This is a genomic window from Rhodococcus sp. 06-1474-1B, assembly GCF_002258885.1.
Classification (GTDB): Bacteria; Actinomycetota; Actinomycetes; order Mycobacteriales; family Mycobacteriaceae; genus Rhodococcoides; species Rhodococcoides fascians.
In genome coordinates this window covers 1-16,431 of the sequence record NZ_NOYR01000025.1, presented here as the reverse complement: position 1 = coordinate 16,431, position 16,431 = coordinate 1, and the positions used below count along the sequence as shown (strand labels likewise).

At 65.2% G+C, this 16,431-nt stretch carries 11 protein-coding genes; 2 read left to right on the top strand and 9 right to left on the bottom strand.

The features are described 5' to 3' along the window. Nucleotides 1-76: 76 nt before the first annotated feature. The 5 genes from CH266_RS14795 to CH266_RS14775 all read right to left on the bottom strand — a co-directional run bounded on the left by CH266_RS14795 (nt 77) and on the right by CH266_RS14775 (nt 10,503). Nucleotides 77-1,048, bottom strand: coding sequence for a hypothetical protein (locus tag CH266_RS14795; RefSeq protein WP_032371690.1), 972 nt, complete (start codon nt 1,046-1,048; stop codon nt 77-79). 316 nt (nt 1,049-1,364) lie between these two features. Further along, entirely contained in the window at nt 1,365-4,682 is a 3,318-nt protein-coding gene (locus CH266_RS14790) for an arabinosyltransferase domain-containing protein (RefSeq protein ID WP_094715591.1), read from the bottom strand. 75 nt (nt 4,683-4,757) lie between these two features. Continuing rightward, nucleotides 4,758-7,928, bottom strand: a complete 3,171-nt coding sequence (locus CH266_RS14785; RefSeq protein WP_255175919.1) for an arabinosyltransferase domain-containing protein — start codon at nt 7,926-7,928, stop codon at nt 4,758-4,760. Nucleotides 7,929-7,938: 10 nt separating this feature from the next. After that, the gene (locus CH266_RS14780; RefSeq protein ID WP_094715589.1) at nt 7,939-9,708 is read right to left on the bottom strand and encodes a glycosyl transferase; all 1,770 of its coding nucleotides are present in this window, start codon (nt 9,706-9,708) and stop codon (nt 7,939-7,941) included. 96 nt (nt 9,709-9,804) lie between these two features. Continuing rightward, nucleotides 9,805-10,503, bottom strand: coding sequence for a nitroreductase (locus CH266_RS14775; RefSeq protein ID WP_048319170.1), 699 nt, complete (start codon nt 10,501-10,503; stop codon nt 9,805-9,807). Nucleotides 10,504-10,582: 79 nt separating this feature from the next. Between CH266_RS14775 and CH266_RS14770 the strand changes: the two genes are divergently transcribed. Then, the gene (locus tag CH266_RS14770; RefSeq protein ID WP_094715588.1) at nt 10,583-11,035 is read left to right on the top strand and encodes a winged helix-turn-helix transcriptional regulator; all 453 of its coding nucleotides are present in this window, start codon (nt 10,583-10,585) and stop codon (nt 11,033-11,035) included. 42 nt (nt 11,036-11,077) lie between these two features. Here the strand turns inward: CH266_RS14770 and CH266_RS14765 are convergent, their stop codons facing one another. From CH266_RS14765 to CH266_RS14755, 3 genes are read right to left on the bottom strand one after another with little or no spacing between them, the layout of a single operon-like run. Further along, on the bottom strand, nt 11,078-13,036 hold the full coding sequence (locus CH266_RS14765; protein ID WP_094715587.1) for a galactan 5-O-arabinofuranosyltransferase: 1,959 nt from the start codon (nt 13,034-13,036) through the stop codon (nt 11,078-11,080). A gap of 5 nt (nt 13,037-13,041) precedes the next feature. Beyond that, complete coding sequence (locus tag CH266_RS14760) at nt 13,042-13,806, bottom strand: decaprenylphospho-beta-D-erythro-pentofuranosid-2-ulose 2-reductase (protein ID WP_027494796.1); 765 nt, start codon at nt 13,804-13,806, stop codon at nt 13,042-13,044. Next, nucleotides 13,803-15,254, bottom strand: coding sequence for an FAD-binding oxidoreductase (locus CH266_RS14755; RefSeq protein WP_027494795.1), 1,452 nt, complete (start codon nt 15,252-15,254; stop codon nt 13,803-13,805). The genes CH266_RS14760 and CH266_RS14755 overlap by 4 nt, the downstream gene beginning before the upstream one ends. Before the next feature lie 47 nt (nt 15,255-15,301). Here CH266_RS14755 and CH266_RS14750 point away from each other — a divergent pair, with 47 nt between their 5' ends. Continuing rightward, nucleotides 15,302-15,820 carry a GtrA family protein gene (locus CH266_RS14750; RefSeq protein ID WP_080729430.1) on the top strand — a complete coding sequence of 173 codons (519 nt, stop codon included), beginning with the start codon at nt 15,302-15,304 and terminating at the stop codon, nt 15,818-15,820. Nucleotides 15,821-16,016: 196 nt separating this feature from the next. Here the strand turns inward: CH266_RS14750 and CH266_RS14745 are convergent. Beyond that, nucleotides 16,017-16,431, bottom strand: a 415-nt coding sequence (locus CH266_RS14745; protein WP_094715586.1) for a dTDP-4-dehydrorhamnose 3,5-epimerase family protein, incomplete at its 5' end; no start/stop codon positions are given.

The window sequence follows — 16,431 nt, the reverse complement described above, 5'->3', positions numbered from 1 at the left end:
ATTCATTCGTCGGTCTCCCCGAGCCAGAAGCGAATGAATGCGGCTTTGTTGCAGTTGAAGTGCTTGCAAGAGACATTCATCCGGTCGACGTCGCGCTCCGTCGAAGAACGAGGTTCGGACGGGGCCGCGCCAGAGCCTGTTGATAGCCGGCCCGAAGATCCGCGAGCACGCGCTGGGGGTCGTCCCGGATGTCCTGCGGCAGATGTGACACCACGATCGCGCCGTGGCGTTGCAGGAGAGCTCGGCGAGCCATCGTGTTCGCATGATCGATCGGCGAGAGGTGATGAGCGAGGGAGTCGATCTCCCACCCGAAGCAGACTGTGTCGAGGAAGCCGTCGGGGCTACCGAGGAATGTACCGTCCGAGGTGAACAGCCGGGCATTGTGAATCATTGGTGGGAGTCCGCTCGATCGGTAGAGCCGTTGAGCGTCCGCCTCGGCGACGGAGTGAGCGTTTCCTTCCAGATCCCTGATCGCCAACCGTGTCGATGCGCTGTAGCGTCTCGGCCCCTCCGCCAATTCGATTGCCAGCTCTTCGAGTGATGCCGCACCCCGTCTGATGATCTCCGCAATCAAAGCCGTGCACTGAGATCGTCCGCGTAGTGCGCGGGTCGCGTCGACGACACTCCGGGATACCGGAGCGCAGCGCGGACCGTGGTCGAACACCGTTTCGGGCATGCGCCAGGTGCGTTCGGATCGGACGAATTTGACGGATGCTCGCTGCATCTCGTTCGGGACGAGAATGTGAACTTCATTCGACGGTGGATTCGGCCCCAAGCCATGCACACTCAATGCCGCGTTCCCAGTGAGGATGCTGTGTGGACCGCCGTACGCCAGGGCAGCAGCCATTCGCTGTCGGTGAGATGGGAAGCCGTTGTGCAGCAGCACCACCCCTGGGAGCAAGTGCTGCCAAGGTCCGCCGGCTGCGCATCGGCCGGCTACCGTCCCATCCGCGACACCGGCCGAGCGAAGCTGTGCCCTTGTCACGACGCCGTGATCGGCGACGTCCTCCAGCATCGATAGGTCTGTGGCCCAAACTCCCCGTTTCATGCCTCGACTGTCGAACGCGACACTGACACTTCGACGTCGAAAACGGCCGTTCAGGGAATCCCTGTGGATGGTCGACGAGGTTGTGCACAAATGTCTCGAGGGCGTGTCTTGTCCACCGAAAACTGTCGGGGGTCGGTGGTAAGCCCCCGCTCCATCGATCGTGTGCCGAACCCCGCTCCATCGGCCGTACGCCAACCCCGTCCGAATGAATGCGGGATTCAGTCAGTCAGAGTGCAACAAAGGGACATTGATCCCAAAAAGGAGCGGGCGACACCACGCGGAGGGCGGATGGGCGGGGCGGGCGAGGCTGGGTGGACTATTTCTCGAAGACTCGTAGCTTTCCGTCTTCGTAAAATCCCGATCGCGTGGCTTCTCCGGTTTGCAGGTCCGCGGGTACGGCGTTGGGGTAGTACTGCTCGTAGCGTTCCAGTGAGCCCCAGTCCCTGGCCCAGTCGTTTTTGAGGTAGGTGGGGACGGCGACTGGTTTGGCGAGTAGTTCGGACCATCCCAGCGGTCCGCCGTTCTCGCCGGATTGCCAGGTGTCGGTGGAGCTGACGGCCAGTGGGCGGTCGGGGAGGATGCGGTAGCCGGGTACCTCGGCGACGCCGTAGCGGTGGTCGAACGGCCGTTGGCACGGGAACTGGAGTCCGACAGCCCAGTCGAGCAGAACGGGCTGCTCACTGCCGATCATGGTGTTCAGATTCTCCATTACCGGTACTCGCGGCGGGGTGAATGCGAGCCACTGGTCGCCGGTGAGGTTGGGGTCGTTGGCGACGATGCGGACGGCGTCGGCGTCGGGTGCGATGTCTGCCAACGGAACTCGCAGGTTGCGCCACGAGGGTGCGGGTCCGATGTCCCGAGGCAGGTAGGTGCCCTGCGCCTGGACGCTTCCGTCGGGCTGACGCTTGCCGTATTCGAGCAGCAGCGACTGGCCGTAGGTGAGGGCACCGGTGTCGTCGTAGGACCAGATACGTCCGGCTGCGGAGAACACGACGAGTGGTGCGTCGTCGCTGCGGGCGGGTAGTTGGTACCAGCTCGAGGTGGCCTCGGCCGGTTCCTGGATTCCTTCTTGGTAGGAGCCGAGGACGGGTGTGGTGGCGGGGTCGAGTCCGAAGGGCAGGGCGGCGGTGGAGCCGTTGACGCCCAGTGCGCCGGTGCCTCCTGCTGTGCCCGAGCTCTGGCCTTCCTCGAAGGCGGGTCCGACGGCTTGTTGGTCGGTATTGCCTTGTCCTGGTTTGACTTCCACGGCGTCGGCGCTGAGGTCGCTGGGGATTCCGTTGGCGGTGAAGTTGCGCAGGGTGTCGCTGGCTCCGCCGAGGGGGCCTGCGACGGGATCGAATTCACCTGGGAGGGGGCTCAGTACGTCAGCGTTGGGATCGGCTTCGACGAGCACGTCGTTGGCGAGTCCGCACGAATTGCCCAGTACCGATTGCACATTGGAGCGTGCGAGCGAGTAGGCGGGATATTGGGAGACGGCACCCTTGACGAGGGAGAGGACCTCGAACAGCACCATGATTCCGGCGATGACGGTCAGTGGTGCGGCAGCGAACTTGCGAATGCGTCTACCGCGGGCCGACGTCGGTTTCGGTTGTGGCGGTGCGTATCCCTCACGTAGGTATTGGAATGCCGCGACGGCGAGAACCAGTCCGAAGAGGACGAGGAACAGCGAGCCGGATTCGTTGCCGCCGAGCGAGACCGTCTTGTCGAACCACGGCACGCCGTAACTCGAGACGTACCAGTAGCCGTTGATGCCCGAGAACGACAGTGCCAGAACGAACATCAGGCCGGCAGTGAACAGGGATCGATTCCGGCGTGAGCGCAGTGCACTGGCCGACACGGCTACTGCGGTCAGTGCGGCGAGCCCACCGGCGATTCCGGCGTAGGAACCGAAGTGGTGAGTCCACTTGGTGGGGTTGAACATCATGAAGAAGATGGTTCCGAGGACGACGCCGAGCAGTCGCCAGGCAGGCCCGTTCGCGATGCCGGGAATGCGCCGGCGGCGCAGGAGCACGAACAGCGTGGTGAACAGGCACAGGAGCATCGCGAGGAACGCGAAGCGGCGGGCCACGGAACCGTCGACGGTCTGGACGAAGAGGTAGTAGTACCGCAGGAAGTCTTGGTACCACGCCTCGTTGGGGCCGATGATGGTGCGCACTCGGGTGGATTCGATGACCGTCGCGAAGGTCTGGTCGGCGAACACGACGACGAGGACGAGGACTCCGGCAGCGGCCAACGGTGCCAGCATGGCGAGGGTGCCGACCTGCCGGTGGCGTCGGACCACGATGCGAGCGATGGGCCGGGCTCCGGCGAGAAGCGCTGCCACACACATCAATCCGGTGGGTGCGGCGGCCAGGGTGAAGGCACCGATGAGGCAGGCGGCTGCGGCGGGGAGCAGTCTGCCGGTGGCGATGGAGCGTTCGATCGAGCACCAGGTCAGCAATGCGCCGAGGGCGACGATCGGCTCGGGACGCAGTCCGTTGTTGTACGGGAGCCAGAAGGCGAGGAACACCAATCCGCCGGTCCACAACGCCACGTTCGATTTGCGCACCGCGCGTCCGAGTCGCGGCACCACCTCGCGGCTGATCACCATCCAGCACAGGACTCCGGCGATCAGGGCGGGCAGGCGCATCCACGGGCTTGCGGTCGAGATCTTGGCGAAGACGGCCAGGACGTCGTAGTACCAGCCGAACGGTGCCTCGGGGACGCCGAACCAGCGGAAGTAGTTGGCCATGTAGCCGGAATGTTCGGCCGCGCGGGCCATGGTGAGCAGGTAGCCGTCGTCGGAGGTGTTGGCGCCGACGAAGTGCCAGCCGACGAGGACTCCGAGAACCGTGACGTCGACGCCCGTGAACTTCCACCAGTGCGACGGGAAGAAGCGGCGGTGCGCGCGGCGATCGGTGCCGTCGAGCCGTGCGAGCGCGCCCATGGCCAGCAACGTGCAGGCGATCGCCAGCACCATGATCAACGACTTCAGGATGGTCGGAGTCGACGAGAAGCGGGAGTCGACGTCGACGGTGACCGACATGTCGGCCGGGGCCGCGCCACTGAGATCACTGAAGATGCCGACGACCTGCGGACGGAGGTCGCCGTCGAGCCGACCCTGCACGGGTTGGCCGCTCTCGTCGGTCAGCCCGGTGAAGGCTGCGGAGGTGTACTGGTCGTTCGAGGTGATCTCGATGGCGGCGCAGCGTGTGCTCTGGACGTCGGCGCGCGGTGCCGTCGCGACGACGACGTTGCGGTCGAGGACATCGACGTTCGACTCGCCGACGCGAACGAACAGGCTGTTGAGGGCGGCACCCTCACCTTGCGGGGGTGCGGTCGCCAGCAACAGCCCGCCCGACGCGGGTAGTGCGGCCACAGCAGAGCACGGGAGGGTTGCGGACAGTCGCAGGGGTGCCTGGGACACCAGCGGGGCGTCCACGTCCTGTAGGAGGCCGTTCTGCGGCCACTCGATACTCGCGGTGGTCTGCGTGACGGGTGCGAACGGAGTGATCAGTGCGAACAGCACGCCGAGTATGCCGGCCACCATCGCGATCAGCCGGGGAATCCGTACCTGAGCACGAAGTTCGTCCGAGGCTCCGAGCGGAGCGGGGACGGGGGGACCAGCTGATGAATCTGTCACGACGTCGGGCACGATTGTCGATGTTATGCGAGCGTGACTTCGAGGTCACACAGGCGCCGTCCCCGGATCCGATGGAGAAACAGGGAATCAGCCGGTCTTCATCGGTCCGTCGCTGGACAGTCCCGACCGAGACTGTTGCTCGACGGTGATCCGGGCGGTCGCGGCAGCCGGATCGAGTGGCGTGTATCTCTCGATCGACCCCCAATCGCGGGCGTAGTCGTCGGCCAGATACGACGGCAGAGTCTGGGCACCGAGCAGCAGTTCGGTCCACCCCAGCGGGCCGCCACCAAAAGAATCCTGCCAGGCGTTGGTGGATTCGGCTCCGGTTCGGTCGGGCAGGATGCGGTACTGCGGCACCTCGGCGACGCCGTCGCGATGATCGAACGGACGCTGGCACGGGAACGCCAGCCCGACCGCCCAGTCGAGCAGAACGGGGTCGGTGGACCCGACCAGAGAATTCAGCGTCTGAGTTTTCGGGACGCGTGGGGGAGTGACGGCGAGCCACTGATCTCCGGCCAGGTCGTTGTCCTCGGCGACGATGCGAACGGCGTTAGCGTCGGCGGGTAGGTCGCTCATCGGTACGCGCAGGTTGCGCCACGACGGGGCGGGGCCGATGTCGAGAGGCGTGACACGGCCGAGTGCCTGGACGTCGCCGCCGTCGCGGCGTCCGTATTCCAGTTCGACGCGTTGGCCCGGGGTGACGATGCCGTCCTTGTCCACCGAGCGGATTCGGCCTGCGGCGGCGATGGCGATCAGGTCGCCCTCTCCAGGCAGCGAATACCAACCGGAGGTCAGTGACGCGGGCTCGGTCGCTCCGAAGCTGCCGAGGACCGGGGTCGTTTCGGGGTTCAGTCCGAACGGCAGAGCGACTGTGCTGCCGTTGATTCCGACGTTCTCGTTGGTTCCGCCCGAGGTGCCTGCGGAGTTCGACGAGGTGGCCGACGCGCTCTCTTCGGAGTCCTCGGGGCGGATGGAGTTGGCACTGCCCTGGGCCGTGTCCTCGGAGTCAGCCGTCAGGTCTTCGGCGACGCCGTCCGGGGTGAATCCGGTGCTGCCACCTGCTCCCAGCGCGTCCGGGGCGGGGTCGATCGGCTGCAGGACGGATCCGTTGACGTCGGTCTCCACCTGCACGTCACCGGCGAGTCCGCACGAGTTGCCCGCGAGTGCGGAGAAGTTGGATCGCGCGATGGAGTACGCAGGGTATTGAGCCACAGCACCTTTGGCGAACGAAAGCACTTCGAATGCGACGACGCCGCCGGCGACGATGGTCAACGCCGAGGGTGCGAAGCGTCGACGCGTGGTGGTTTCTGCTGTGCGATAAGGCAATCGGACATGTTGGTACGCCGCATACAGCAGGGTCAGCACGGTCAGGCCGAGCAGGATGGTCGAGAAGCCCTTGCCGGCAATGGACGGCGGCTTGTCGAACCACGGAATGCCGTAGCTCGAGACGTACCACCAACCGTTCGAGCTGGTGAACGCCACGGCCGTCAGGAACAGCACCGCTGCCGTGAACAGCGTTCTGTTACGCGGGGATCGGACGGTGGCCGCCGTGACGGCCACCGCTGCCAGTGCGCCGAGGGACGCGGCGAGACCGGCGTACACGCCGAAGTGGTGGGTCCACTTGGTGGGGGTGAACATCATCAAAGCAAGTGCGCCCAAGACGATTCCGAGTATCCGACGCGATGGCCCGGTGGCGGTACCGGGGATGCGTCCGTTCTTGCGGAGCATCACCGCGATGCAGACGACGATGCACAGCAGCATCGCGAACATGCCGAATCGTCGGGCGAGCGAGCCGTCGGGGGAGATGGTCATCAACGCGTCCCAGCGCACTCGTTCCTCGAACCAGGGCACGTTGGGTCCGAGAGCCGAGCGCACCCGGGTCGCTTCGAGCACGGTGCTCAGAGTCTGGTCGGCGAAGATCGCGATCACCACGGCCAGTCCCGACGCGATCAGCGGCGCGAGGACCGCGAGCAACCCCACCTGCCGAGCTCGTTTGACGATGATCATCACGATCGGGCGGAGTCCGGCGAGCAGCGCGGCGACGGCGATCAGTCCGGTGGGTCCGGCGGCGAGCGAGAAGGCGGCGATCAGTGTGCCGACCGCGGCGGGCAACAGTCGTCCGGTGGCGATCGCACGCTCGATCGAGCACCACGTCAGCAGCGCGCCCAGGGCGATGACGGGTTCCGGGCGCAGTCCGTTGTCGTAGGGCAGCCAGAAGGCGAGGAACACCAGGCCTGCGGTCCACAGCGCGACGCGGTTGGTCAGTACCGCGCGCCCGAGGCGGGGGATGACCTCGCGGCTGATGACGAGCCAGCACAGCAGTGCGGCGATGGTGGCGGGTAGGCGCATCCAGATGCTGGCGGTGCTGACTTTGGCGAGGGCGGCCAGCATGTCGTAGTACGGCATGCCGAACGGTGCTTCGGGAACGCCGAACCAGCGGAAGTAGTTGGCCATGTATCCGGCGTGCTCGGAGACGCGTGCCATGTTGAGCAGGTAGCCGTCGTCCGAGGTGTTGGCACCGATGAAGTGCCACAACACCAGCACTCCGACGACGACGGCGTCGACGCCGGTCACCGACTTCCAGCGCGACGGCAGGAAGCGGCGGTGACGTCGACCGTCCACGCTGTCGAGGCGATGCAATGCGAACAGGGAGGCGACGACGCCCAGCGCGCCGACGATCATCGCCAGCAGCTTGAACGTCGTCGGGGTCGAGGAGTAGCGGGAGTCGATGTCCACGCGCACGTTCAGACCGTCGACCGGCGCGGTGAGGTCGGTGAAGATGCCGACGACCTGGGGCCGGACGTCGCCGTCGACAGTGGTGGCCGCGCCGCCGAGGTCGACCACCGTGCGGGCGGCGTTCGAGGAGATGGTCAGCGCGCAATCGGAGGCCAGGTCGGATACGGGAGCCTCGGCGAGAACGCGATCGCGGAGCAGCACCTGCAGTCGATCGTCGTCGACCCGCACGGTCAGTGCTCGCTGCTCGGTTTTCGCCGCCGCGATCGGAGCGGTGGACATCACCGTGCCGCCGCCCTCGAGCCGAGTGGCAGTACTGCACGGGATCGTCGCGTTCAATTCGAGCGGGGAGTAGCTCACCAGCGGAGCGTTGACGCTCCCGAACGAGTTCTGCGGCCACGACAGGGTGGAGACGTCCTGCTGCACCGGCAGCAGCGGAGTGGCGATGGCCAGAACGGCACCGATGATGCCGGTGACGATCGCTATCAGCCGGGCGGTCGTGATGTTCGGAGCGGTCGCAGGCACACCGGCGATGCTATTGGACGAGCGAGCGCACATCCCACACCCATACGCCGCCGGTGTATTGCGGCTGGACGTCGAGCAGCTCGGTGACCGTGCTGCGCAGGGCGACGGTGTTCTTGCTCGGCGGAAGTACCACGACGTCGGCTTCCCAGAAGCTCATGTCCTGCGCCGCCTGGCTGCGCTGATCGGCGGTAATTTCCGGAACGGTGCCGGAGTCGTAGACCGAGCCGAGCAGCAGCGCCGTCGGGCGGTCGACGGCGCCGTACTTGGCGACCTTCTCTTCCTGATCGCTCGGTCCGACGAAGTATCCGGCGGCCAGCGTGAAGCCCATGTCCGCGTCCGTCTGCCAACGCAGCGGCCGGGCGTCCTCGGGCCGTGGGAGAGGAACGGTGACGACGGAACCGTCGTCGACGTAGTTCTGCCAGTCGCCGTCGGCGAAGAACCGGGGTGTGGGGGATTTGTCGACGGTGACCAGCGGCGTCGGGATCAGCGGAACCAGGGCGAGGGCGAGTCCGGCGATCCAGAATGCAGGCAACGGCCGTAGTCCGTTGCGGAACGTCCGGTCGGTGGCCAGGACGAGCAACAGAGCCAGTGCGGGGACCGCACCGAGGGCGAAGCGGGTCTCGAGGACGGATTCGACGAGTGGGTATTCGGCGAGTTTCGTCCACGGCAGGGTGATGCCGGTGTCGTTCTTGCCGATCGTCAGCGTTGCGCCGAGCGAGAGCACGCTCATGACGATGGCCGTGGCAGCCGCGGCTCTGGCGCAGGCAACACGCCACATCCACACTGCCGCCACGAGGCACAGCACGAGCAGCGGCCAGCCGAAGTAGGCGTTCTCCTCGGTGGCGTTGATCCGTACGTTCTGTCCCGGGGTGGCGACGCCACCGATGGATTGCGTCGGGAACTGGAACAGGGCTTTGGCGTCGTTGCCCATCGGGCCGTGTTCGAGGAAGGAGTACGACTGCGGTCCGAAGAACTGCCACCACAGCGGCAACGCGACGATGGCCAGCGCGATGCTCGCCGATACCGCGAGTCGGGGTACGGCATTGCGGACGGCCGGCCACAGCGATCGCGGCCGGGACAGGTAGTAGACGACGGCGAAGATGGCGAACGACATCGCGAAGATCAGCAGCGGTTCTTCGCCGAGCAGGATCTGCAGCGCGACGATCAGGCCGAGCCCGACGGTGTTCTTGGTGGTTCCGCCGCCGTGTGCGATGCGGGTGACCAGCATCGCGATGACCGGGAGCAGGAACAGCACCACGAAGTTGGGGTGGCCGTTGGCATGGGAGATGGCACCGGGCGCGAAGCCGCACAGCGCGCCGCCCATCGCGGCGGCACCCTTGGACGCGTTCAGCTGACGCGAGAACAGCCAGTACCAGGCGAACGACGTGCCGGCGAGGCCGGCGGTGAGGGCGATCGCCCAGGTGACGGTGGGTCCGAACATCAGCGTGATCGGAGCGAGCGGGATGGAGATGCCGAACATCGCCGTGTTCGCCATCAGATTCACCCCGAGCGGGTAATTCTGCAGGTCACTGGACAGTGGATTGTCCAGATGCGCGACGGCGTGGGCGGCGACGGAGAAGAACCACTCCCACATCGTCTGGTCCTGGCCGCTGTTGTAGAGGTAGCCACCGTTGAGATTGCGCCACTGACCCTGCAGGACGTACACGGCGGCGATCAGAAACCCGACGGCCGCCACGAGGTCGCCACGCCCGACGCCGGAGTGTCGAGCCGGTGCCGTGGTCGGCTGCCGCTCGAGAACGCTCTGGTCGTGGGTGGTCATCGCGTCGAGGTTACAGAAAGATCACGGTGGGCGAAAACTCGAACGTGCTGGGTCACACCGGCTGGAGTGCGACGCCGCCCCACCCGTATGTACGGATCAGTCACCGATCCAGGTGGCCACGTTCGTCACGTCCGCCCGTTCGGTTCGGAACGAGTTGATCGGGTGCTCCAGGTCCGCGTATCCGAACGAGATTCCGAGCACGACGCGACGGTGCTCCGGTATGTCGAAGTAATCGTGCAGAAAATCGGAGTACGACGCGAGGGCGGCCTGTGGGGCGGTGGCGATGCCGAGGCTGTGTGCGCTGAGCAGAAAGGTGTTGACGTACAGACCGCAGTCGATCGCTCCGTACTCGCCGAGATCGGCCTCGGTGGTGATCACGGCGACGTGTGGCGCATCGAAGAAGTCGAAGTTGCGGAGCATCTGAGCAAGGGCGCGCGGATCCCCCTTCTCGATGCCGACACTGTCGTAGAGCTGCAGTCCGCACGCACGGCGACGGTCGCGATAGTCGCCGGCGTACTGGGTGGGGAAGGGGATGTCACTCTGCACGGGGCCGCCGCCGCGGACGTGGTCCTGGAGTGTCCGGCGGAAGCGGTCTGTCCCTTCCCCTTCCGTCACGATGACCTGCCACGGCTGGGTGTTGCACCACGACGGTGTGCGCTGGCTCAGCGCGAGCACACGCTCGATATCGCCGCGTGGCACTGCATCCGGCCGGAACTGTCGGCACGTCCAGCGTTCTTCGAGAATTCCGGCGAGTGCCGAGAATTGCTGCCCTCGATCGTCTGTCACAGCGTCCATGTACACCCCTGGTCTCATTTCGAGACTACAAAGTAGCAGCAATAGTCTCGTTTCGAGACTGCTGGGTAAGGTCGACGGTATGCGTCATGCGGAGCTGGCCGATGTGCCCTGCTCGATTTCGAGGTCTCTGTCCGTTCTGGGTGACCGGTGGACGCTGGTGATTCTGAAGTGGTCGTTCGCCGGGGTTCGCCGTTTCAACCACTTCCAGAGCGCCATGGGGATCTCACGAAGTCGGCTGCAGGATCGACTCGACCGCCTCGTCGAGCACGACATTCTCGCCAAGGTGCAGGCCGATTCCACCTACGCGGAATACCGGCTGACCCGCAAGGGCCACGACATCTATCCGATTCTGATGGCCTTCAAGGACTGGGGCGACGCGTACATGGCACCCGACGGTGTCCCCGTGCACTACACGCACCGCGACTGTGGGGGCAATGCACACGTGAGGCTCGAGTGTGACTCGTGCGGCGATGAGATCACGGCTCGTCAGGTGCTGCCGGCACCTGCCGCGGGTAACCCGCTAGCTCCGTGACCTACTCGGCCTGCGGCCGCGGTCTCGATTCGGCGCGCGGCGTTATGTAGTACGTACGACCAGTGCGAACGGCCCGATGTCGGTCACCGTGAAGCGTGGATCCTCGAACAGTGACTCGGGGAAGGTGACGGTGTAGCGCCGCACATTCGGATCGTTCGGGTAGACGTCCTCCGCCAGTCTCAAGGTGTAGCCGTCGGCGCCGCGGCGGAACAGGAAGGCGTCGGGGGCGCGCCACTGGCTGGTGTCGAGCGCCTCGATCATCTGGTCGGGAGTCTCGAGCTCGGTCCACCGCTCGATGGCGTCGGCCCGCTGATCGAACTGCGCCAGTGGATTGGCGTAGTGCGACGTCAGTCCTTGGAATCCGAAGTACGGGTAGTAGCTCAGGAACGAGGTGTCGGCGGTGAGCAGGACGGTTTCATCGCGTGGTCGACCGGTCTGTTCGGTCAGGGCGTCGTCGACCTCGCGGTAGTACGAGACGGCGCTCGGCGGACGCATATCGGCACGGTTGCCGTCACCGTCGGTGTCGGAGTAGGCGACGGTGATCTCGCTCTGCAGTACCTGGGGGATGTTCTGCGCGAAGGCCATTGCGCCGATGGTCGCGACGACGACGGCAGCGATGCGGAACTTCGGTGGCTCGTTGATGGCCTGGTAGATCGCGTGGCTGCCTTCGAGGAATCCGAAAACGCCTGCGCTGCCGAGCAATACGATGAGAACCGCTTCGAGTCGGAACGAGAGCAGTGTGGTGCCCGCAGCCGTGGCCGCCATGGACAGCAACGTCCACAGGTAGACCGCGACGACGCCGACTCCGAGTGCCTGTGCTCGACGCGACGACGAGAAACGTACTGCCACCCATACCGTTCCGAAGAGGCACAGAATGCCCATCATCGAGAACTCGAACATCGGGAACGGAAGCGTTGCACCGGCCTCGGGCAGGTAGTGCAGTGCGGTGCCCGATGTGGACGGTGCGCCGCGGAGGAAGTCGACGAGATACGGCAGCCATACCGTCGCCGCTATGAGGCCCGAGATGACGGCGATCGCAGCCACTTTGAGTGCGATAGGAATCAAGGCCCGCCAGGTTTTGCGCTCGCGATAGGCGAGAACGGCGGCGAACAAGGCCATCAGCACGACGGTGAACGCGGCCAGACCCAGGTACAGGGTGTAGAACGTCGCGGCCAGACCGAGGAACAGGCCGGTACCGATTACCGCTCCCCAGCCGCCTGCTGCGCGTCCCCCCGTGGGGATGAATGTCCCATTCTTGCCGTCTGACCGACTGGATGCCGCATTCATCCCGACGGGGCGATGCAACGCGCCCCAGGCCAGGAGCAATGCCGGGGCGAACAGCAGCACGATGACGGCGCTGTAGGCCTCGGGCGAGGCGTAGGCGACAACCAATGCAGTCGTGACAGCGCTGACGGCGACAGCCCAGTCGCTGCGGATCAGGGCCTTCCACAGTACGAAAGCGACCACCGACGTGACGGCAAGCAGTCCGATTGCGTACGGCTTGAACACTTCCCAGCCGTCCATACCCAGCAGGTTGCCGACCCGTCCACCGAGCCAGAACCAACCGGCGGGGTAGAAGGGTGGGATGTCGGCGTACGTCATGTCGCGCAACGACGCCGAATCCGTCAGACGCGTCAGGTATTCGGTGCGAAACTCCTGGTCGACGGAGATGCCGAACAGGTACAGCTTGGTTGCCGCCAAGGGCATTCCGAGGGTGACGGTGACGAAGCCGGACAGCCCGACCCACGCCGACAGTCGAGCGATCCACGGCCACTTGCGGATTCGGTACAGGTAGATCGACGACGCGAACAGAGCCGCGGCTACCACCTGGCCCAGAGTTGTCAGAGCGCGAGTGACGTTGGACGAGTTGAACGCCGGCCACTGAACCAGTGAGAAGGCGTACAGCCCGACCGTCGCCACCACGACTGCGACGAGCGCACCGAGAACGATCTCCCCGACGGCAGAGGCGGTTCTGCGAGCCGGTGCAACCCCGTCAGTCATCGAGATCAGATGGGCAGCTTGCGGAAGATCGGCCGCGGCACGTGTCGCAGCACCATCATCACCAGACGCCACGGTGCGGGAGTCCAGATGAGCGGGGTGCCCTTGCGCGAAGCGTTCACCGCGAGCTTCGCGATGACCTCCTTGTCGACGGTCATCGGCGCTTCCTTGACGTGGGCGCTGAACTTGGTGCGCACCATGCCCGGACGAACGACCGTGACCCGAGGGCCGAACTCGCGCAACGCTTCTCCGAGTCCGAGGTAGAAACCGTCGAGGCCGGCCTTGGTGGAGCCGTAGACGAAGTTGGAGCGACGGACCCGCTCGCCTGCCACCGAGGACATGACAATGATGCGGCCGTACGCCTGCGCCTTCATCTTCTCGCCCAGCAGTACGCCGACCGACACGGATGCGGTGTAGTTGATGTTCGCGGCCAGGACGGCCTTGCGCTGGTCCTGCCAGAGCTGCTCGGCATCGAAGTCGACGGCGAAGGCGACGATCGCGACGTCGACGTCACCCTTGGCCCAGGCCGCGTCGATGACCTTCGGATGCGACGCGGTGTCGAGTGCGTCGAAGTCGATGACGTCCACGGACTTCGCGCCCTTGGCGGTGAGCTGTGCAACGGCACTCTCGCGCAGCGGATCGTTGGGCAGCGCAGCGAGAACGACGCGTGCCGGAGACTTCGAGAGGTACTCCTCGGTGATCGCGAGACCGATCTCGCTGGTGCCACCCAGAACGAGAATCGTCTGTGGGTTACCTACGGCGTCTATCGTCACAGCAGTTCCAGCCTTCTAGCCATATCGGAGGCGAAAACGCCTGTGGGGTCTACAGATCGACGAACCTTGATCCATTCGTCGATCCGCGGGTACATCGAGTGGAACGTCTCGGCGTCGGTGCGCGAATCCTTCGCGGTGTACAGACGACCGCCGAACTCGAGCACACGCTTGTCGAGTTCGCGGACGAACTCGTTCAGGCCCGGCTTGATCGGGAAGTCCACGCAGATGTTCCAGCCTGGAATCGGAAAGCTCAGCGGCGCTTTGTTTCCCGGCCCGAACAGCTTGAACACGTTGAGGAACGAGTAATGCCCCGACTTCTGGATGTCGACGATGATCTTCTTGAACTCGTCGACGGCCTCCGGCGGCACCACGAACTGGTACTGCAGAAATCCCTTGGAGCCGTAGGCGCGGTTCCACTCACTGAACATGTCGAGTGGGTGGTAGAACGCTGTAAGGGACTGAACCTTGTTCCGATAATTGCCGGCCTTGCGGTACCAGGCCTCGCCGACGGCGGAGAACGTGTACTTGTTGGCGAGCCCGTTCGGAAAGATATCGGGGAACTTCACGAGCGGCTTGGCGTTGAAGCGCAGCGGATCCTTCTGCAGCTTCTCGGGAAGCTGGTCGAGGCGCGCCAACGATCCACGTGAGAGAGCTGCGCGGCCGAGCTTGGGGGGCGGAGCCACGGCGTCGAACCAGGCGCTCGAGTAGTCGTAGTTGTTCTCACTGCCGTCGCTGTGAAGGGCAATGGTCTCGTCGAGGGTGCTGGTGACGTCGCCGTCGGCGATGAAGTAGGCCGTTTCCGTGGGCGTCATCTCGATCGTCGCGCGCAGGATGATGCCGGTCAGGCCGTTGCCGCCGACCGTCGCCCAGAAGAGCTTGGCGTTCTTGCCCGTCGGCGTCAGGTGGCGGATCTGACCGTCCGCGGTGAGCAGTTCCATCGAGCGGACGTGGTTGCCGAAGCTGCCCGCGCTGTGGTGGTTCTTTCCGTGGATGTCCGTGCCGATTGCTCCGCCGATGGTGACCTGACGGGTACCCGGAAGCACTGGAACCCACAGACCGAACGGCAGTGCAGCACGCATCAGCTGGTCGAGGTTGACGCCACCGTCGACGTCGACGATGCGCGTCGACGCGTCGATGCTGTGAATGCCGTTGAGGGCATTCATGTCGATGACGAGTCCGCCGGAGTTCTGCGCGTTGTCGCCGTAGGAGCGGCCGAGGCCGCGGGCGATGACGCCGCGTCGGAGGTAAGCCGGCTTGGAGTCGTTCTGCTCGGCGACCTGCTTGACCGCGTTCGCGATGAGCTCGGGGTCGGAGGTCGAGAGCACCTCGCCGGTGGAGGGCGCAGTGCGGCCCCAACCAGTGAGTGTGCGGGTCTGCGTGGGTAGCGGCGCAGTGTTCCCGGCCTGTGGTTCCAGGGGGAAGAGTGCGTCGTCGGCTGTCGTGGACATCGCTCAAGAGGGTACCCGCATTGCGATAGCAGCTACTGTCAGTCCTCGTGTCCACCCCTGATCGCTCCATCGAAGACGGCTCCGGGAACGACGACTGGTCGCCCGAGGACGACGAGCTGCAGCATCACGTCCCGCTGCCCGTCGAGCTGCCACTGACCGAGAACATCGCCGACGCGGCCCTCGATCTCAAGACGCAGGTAGTGCGGTTCTTGGCGACGGGTGTGTTGTCGGCGATCGTCGATCAGGGCGTCAATCTGATCCTGCATTTCGTGTTCGGCGTCGGGGTGACCCTGGCCAAGGCGATCGGGTTCGTGCTCGGCACCACCACGGCGTACCTGATCAATCGTCGGTGGACGTTCAACGCGGCACCGTCGCGGGCCCGGTTCCTCGCTGTCGTCGCGCTGTACGGAGTCACCTTCGCCGTCCAGGTCGGCATCTATACCTGGCTCTACCAGGTTCTTCCCGACGGCTTCTGGTACGCCAACGTGGCATTCGTCGTCGCGCAGGGAACGGCGACGGTCATCAACTTCCTCGTTCAGCGGTTCGTGATCTTCAAAATTCGGTAACAGCCGTCGTGCGCGTTTTGCGTACCTCCAGGGGCGCAAAACGCGCACGAGGGGGGTGGCCGGTTCGGTCAGTTCCGCAAACGCGAGCGCGTTTGCCACACGCTCGCGGATTGGTCAGCGATTCCACGCGCGCTTGACGAATGCGCTCGCGTTTGCGCCGGATGCCCAGTCATCCAGCTGACCCACGGACGAAGGATCACACCTCGAATGTGGGCAGGGTCCCTGTTTCGAGGGCTTCGGTGAGGGTGGGGGCGGCTTTGTCTTTGGCGGAGAGCTCGTAGGTCAGGGGCGATCCGTCGCGGCCGGTGGTGGGCCAGTCGATGCCCAGGGCGGGGTCGAGGGGGTTGATGTCGCGGTCCAGGGCCGGGGTGTACTCCAACGAACACAGGTACATGACGGTGGAGTTGTCTTCCAACGACAAGATGGCGTGCCCGAGGCCTTCGGAGAGGAACACTGCTCGCCGGTCGATGTCGTCGATCAGCACGCTGTCCCATTGCCCGAACGTCGGGGATCCGACGCGCAGGTCGACGATGACGTCGAGGAACGCTCCGCGGGCGCAGGTGACGTATTTCGCTTGCCCGGGTGGGTTGGTGGTGAAGTGGATCCCGCGC